Source organism: Aquimarina ulvae (genome assembly GCF_053613295.3).
The window spans coordinates 111,058-117,057 of the sequence record NZ_JBSIBP030000015.1 but is presented as its reverse complement, the minus strand read 5'-3'; the positions used below and the strand labels follow the sequence as shown (position 1 = coordinate 117,057).

The 6,000-nt window shown below is 38.3% G+C and carries 1 protein-coding gene and 1 pseudogene; both read left to right on the top strand.

Annotated elements, in window-relative coordinates; translation table 11 throughout:
* A pseudogene (locus tag ACWGOQ_RS22100) lies at nucleotides 1-1,268 on the top strand (hypothetical protein); the annotation flags it as partial.
* A 1-nt stretch (nucleotide 1,269) separates the two neighbouring features.
* On the top strand, nucleotides 1,270-5,808 hold the full coding sequence (locus tag ACWGOQ_RS22095) for a Calx-beta domain-containing protein (RefSeq protein ID WP_452059818.1): 4,539 nt from the start codon (nucleotides 1,270-1,272) through the stop codon (nucleotides 5,806-5,808).
* Nucleotides 5,809-6,000 lie beyond the last annotated feature (192 nt).

Sequence of the window (6,000 nt, the reverse complement as noted above, 5' to 3'; positions counted from 1 at the left end):
AAGGACCAACAGGACAAACTGGAGCTACGGGAGCAACTGGAGCAACCGGAGCACAAGGACCGACAGGACTAACTGGAGCTACGGGAGCAACTGGAGCACAAGGACCGACAGGACAAACCGGAGCTACGGGAGCAACTGGAGCACAAGGACCGACAGGAAATACAGGTGCAACGGGAGCTACTGGAGCACAAGGACCTACAGGAAACACAGGTGCAACTGGAGCACAAGGACCTACAGGAAATACAGGACCACAAGGACCAGCTGGAATACAAGGTGTCCAGGGACCAACTGGCGCAACAGGTGCTACTGGCCCAATGGGTGATGTTCCTGATGGTGGTGGTTTAGATGTTATCTGGGCTGAAGAAAATGCAGCTTTAAACCCAAGTACAAATTCAGGTTTCCAGTTTTCTTTTGGGAATGGTTCAACTAGTGAATCGGGAGTAGTTGTAGGATATGAGTCTTTAGCGACCAAACTATCTTTTTCGAGTCGTACTGCTGCAACGGGAACAATAGAGTTATATGTGAATGGTGTTGCTACAGGTAGAACAATTTCTGTTAGTTCAGCAACTTCAAGTATAGTCCCTATTACTCCTTTACCTCTTGTTGAAACCGATAGAATATCATTCAGAACAAATTCCGGATCAGGAGGAGATGATATTGTGATAGGTTTGGTTATTCAGACGAATGGTGTTACAGGAGCTACAGGACCTCAAGGAGATCCTGCGACAGATGATCAAGACCTGTCTTTAAGCGGTAATATATTGAGTTTGACCGGAGACCCAACACCAACACCAACCATTGATTTAGCGCCTTATTTGGACAATACAGATGATCAAAATGCATCTGAAGTTCCTTTGGTAACGAATGTTGATGTAGATGAAGGAGCAGTATCTAGTCCAACACTTGAAACCACAGTAGAAGAAGTAATACAGTCCATTGCCCCTATTACCTCTAGGGCCGCGAGAGTATTTTATCCGCCATCAATAGAAATTGATGCTTCAGTAAACGGTACATTCTCTGTTAATTTATATACAATGTACACCGCACAATTTGGTAGTCCAACTGCTGTGAGTGCTGGTGCTCCAACGACAGTACCATTATATGCTGCCACGGATCTATATTATTATGTAACTTTTGCCGATTCTACTGTATTCGATACTACGCCAGGTGCAATGACGATAACTGCAGATGGGGTGTTGACTTATACCATTATTGGACAACCAGCTGATTATAACACTTTAATTAATGTAGTATTTGTTGTAAAGTGATATGAAATACAATTTTAAAATTATTACCATAATATTTTTTGTATTTACCTTTATAGGGAACCATCAAAGTATTGCTCAAATTATAGAAGACTTTGAGACTGGTACTGCTACTGGATGGGTAACATCAGGAACAGCTTCTACCGGGACATTTGTGGTTTCGAACCCCTCTCAAGAAGTCAGCACAATCATAACTCAGCCTGAAGATGATCATACAACATCTCCTGGAGTAAATGCATATTTTACAGCAACTAACGTTAATGCGGGTAATCAAGATGTTGATGGAGGCTTTGCAAGAACGACCTCTCCTATTTACAACATCACTAGTGTATCCAACTTATCTTTATGGTATTTTCACGGACAGAGAGATACTGGAGATGATAATGGTGATTTTTTCAGAATTGATTATTCACTTAATGGAGGAACAACGTACACTAATCTAATTCTAATAGGAGATGTACGAACAACCGCTATTTGGCGTGAGGCCACACTAAATAATATACCTGCTGGATCTAACTTGAGATTAAGAATTACCGTTTCTGATGGTGTTGGTAATGGTGATATTGTAGAAGGTGGTATAGATGACTTGACTATTATCTCTACTCCTGGAGAAATATCAATCGACGATGTTACAGTCAACGAAGGAGATGGAACAGCAACTTTTACAGTAACTCATTCTGGAGCTAATGTATCAGGCCCCTTCACAATTGACTACACTACAACTAACAATACCGCTCTTTCGGGTAGTGACTATACGTTAACAAGTTCTCCTCCACCTCTTACATTTACAGGTGTTAGCGGAACTACTAGAAGTATTACTGTTCCTCTAATCGATGACAGCGTTTTTGAAGGAAACGAAAGTTTTTTTCTTAATCTTAGTAATGCTAGCAATCCTTCTGTGTTAATTACAGACGGACAGGGACAAGGAATAATCACAGATAATGACGGTTTTATTATCACAGATAACACCACAGTAAATACGTGTAGCGGTACCTTTTTCGATTCTGGCGGACCTGCAGGAAATTATTCCAATAATGAAGAAATCACATATACTATTTGCCCTGATAGTCCTAACTCATTTGCCCAACTAGATTTTACATTTTTCGACATAGAGGATAGAGGATTTTTTGGTCAAATTTACGATACTATGACCATCCACAACGGAGATGATGATACTGCTCCAGTGATTGATGTTTATGATGACGGGAACCCACCAGGAATCATATTTGCAACTAATGCTTCTGGCTGCTTAACAATTGTTTTTGATTCTGATTTTACTGAAGTTGCGCCGGGTTGGGAAGCCACTATTAGTTGTATTGAAACCATAGTGTTAATAAATGACATTGTAGTGAACGAATCAGATGGTACAGCGACGTTTCAAGCTACTTACAATGGTCCTGTGGGTGTTGGTAATTTTACCGTTGACTACTTTACTGTTGACAACACTGCCTACGCTACATCAGACTATACTGATACTTCAGGAACACTAACATTTTCTAAAGCTCTTCCTGGGGTGCCCCAAAATATAACTATTCCGTTAATTGATAATCCTTTTGCAGAAGATGATGAAACTTTTTTCCTAAATCTAAGAAATATTAGTGACCCTACAATTAATCTGGGAAATGGAATCGCTACGATTATTGATGATGCTGCTGATAACCCTGTACCTGTAGATGCTCCTCTAACTCTTTTTGATGAGTTCAACGGCTATTTTGATTACGCTCTTGTGGGAGGTACTTTTAGGGACAATGTTAATGATCAATGTTCTATAGTGAACAGTTCTTCTGTTACTGGTTTGACAACACCTATTCCAAATACTGCCACGATCACCAAAGCATACTTATTGTGGGCTCATTCCGGACCTGCTGCCGATGATGTCATAACGTTTGAGGGACAAGTAGTAGTTGCTGATATTGTCAATAAATCAAACAGTTTTGGTACCAATTTTAACTCTTATGGGATGATTTCTGATATTACCTCCATAATCAATTCAATTTCTGATCCTTCTAATAATCAATATGATGTATCAGACCTTAAAATAGATAATGGTTCTCCTTATTGTGACAGAACCGTCGTTTTCGGAGGATGGTCTTTAATGATATTTTATACAGAACCGACATTACCTGCGGTAGGTATTAACTTCTACAGAGGATTTGATGGTGAACAGAATACTTCTACAGATTATACGTTAGACGGCTTTTATGCTATTGGTTCTAACGGATCTAAAACTACAATACTATCTTGGGAAGGAGATGTAGATTTGGCAAATAACGAGTCATTAACAATATCAAATGGTTTGGGTACAGCAAGCGATATAGAATTGGTTGGAGATGGTAATAATGATGGTACCACCATTGACAACCCTTTTAATTCCACCATTTATGATAATACTGCTATACCCATTGTAAATAACCAAACTTTAGGTTTGGATCTTGATACTTATGATATTTCTTCTTATATCGCTCAAGGTGAATCCTCTGTAACAACATCTGTTAATGTAGGAGATGATTTTGTATTGCTTAATGCGGTATTGCTAAAAGTTCCTAGTAATTTGATAACAGGGACTGTTTTTGAAGATATTAACTATCCTGGAGGCAGTGGAAGAAATCAAACAGTAGCATTAGGTACGGGATTAATTAACGTAACTGTAGAATTATACGATGATTCGGACAACCTTATAGAGACTACTACAACAGATGCGTCTGGAGTTTATTCCTTTGGAGGAATGGCGGACGGAGATTACAGTATACGGGTAGTTAATGAAAGCATACGTTCTGCAAGAGGTGGTGGTAGCGGATGCTCTTCTTGTTACGCCGTGCAAACTTTTAGAAGAAATTATATTTCAAGTACACTTATCGATGTAGTCAATGAAGTGGGGGGAGCTAATCCTTCTAATCAAGATTCCGCATCTAACGTATTGACAGGGGCTCAAAGCGTCTCTACTGTATCTATAGCAAGTGAAGGTGTTGCAGGACTCGATTTTGGTTTCAATTTTAATACGATTGTTAATACCAATGGAGATGGACAAGGATCTTTAGGCCAGTTTATCATTAACAGTAATAACTTAGATGAAACTGGTTTAAATATTGAAGCAAATGGTATTTTTGATCCAGCTGCTGGAGAAGACACTTCTATCTTTATGATCCCTCCTACCGGAGATCCATTAGGTAGAACAGCTGATATTAACTTTGCTACTGGATTTTTTGATATTGATTTACCGAATAGCACCCCTCTTGATGTAATTACAGATGATGCCACACATATTGATGGTCGAACGCAAACAGCATATTCCGGAGATACAAATACGGGAACTATTGGCTCTGGTGGAACTGCTGTTGGAATCTCGACTAATACATTACCAAATTATGATTTACCTGAAATACAAGTACGAAGTGATGATGGTGATGTTATACATTTACAAGCTTCAAATACTGTGATTAGAAATCTTGCTGTTTATGGAGGAAATCGAAGAGCCATACGTCAGGATTCAGGTGCTGGAAATCTAATTACTGAAAATCTACTAGGCGTAAATGCTCTGGGAGTAGTTGGTTCTGTTGGCGTAGGAAGCTATGTAGATGACGGTTTTGAAATTAGTGGTGGAACAGTTACCATTGATGGTAATTATATCGCTTCCAACACTGATTTTGGAATTTCTATTAATGGAGGAACTTCTACTCTTATCCAAAATAATCATATTACGAATAACGGATTTAGAAATTGTGAATTCAATATTATAATTAATAACGGAAGTGGAGTTACCATACAAAACAACCTTATTAATGGTTCGGCATCCACAGGAATTTTTGATAATCAAGGCAATGTTACGATAAGTGAAAATACCATAACTACGTCAGGTAGTGATAATGGATGTTCACAACTAAGTGGTATCAATTTAGCACAAAATAACTCGTCAATAATTAATAATGTTATCAATACAAATGCAGGATCTGGTATAGCACTGACCGGAGGAACTACTTCGGGAAATTTAATATCACAAAATTCTATATATGCAAATGGTACAGTGGTAGATGCTTTAGGAATAGACATTGCTAACGATGGAGTAACAATAAATGACTCCGGTGATAGTGATCCGGGACCTAACGGACGTCTTAACTTCCCCGTTTTCGAATCTGCAACAATTTCAGGAAATACCCTAAAAATAGTTGGTTGGGCTCGTCCCGATGCTACTATTGAAGTTTTCCTAACTGATATTAATCAAGGAACAGCCATTGCTAATGATAATCAATTAGGCTTGACCCAAGATTACGGTGAAGGTCAAATATACTTGGGGACCGCCATAGAAGGAAGTGGTACTGATACGGATAATACCACCTCAGCATATACCGATGCAGATGGAAATACAGATAATACGAATAAGTTTAATATCAGCATAACATTAGGATCAACAATACCACCAGGAAGTATTATTACAGCTACTGCAACTTTGTCTAATGCTACTTCTGAGTTTGCAAATGGGTTTGTTGTAGGAGTTGGTCAAGTTATTACTAACCGGAGAATAACCTATAGAGTAAGACCAAATTAAACCGTATTTTCTAAGAAAGTTTACCTACATAGTAACGACTAATTCATATAACGACTTCTTTTCATAAATTTATATGTAATTAAGACGTTAAATATTTTAAGAAACAATTATATTTCAAATATTATTATTATTATGAAAAAATTCCAACGTAAACATCCTTGCCCTCAAATAACCTTTTACCTGTTTTAGTAA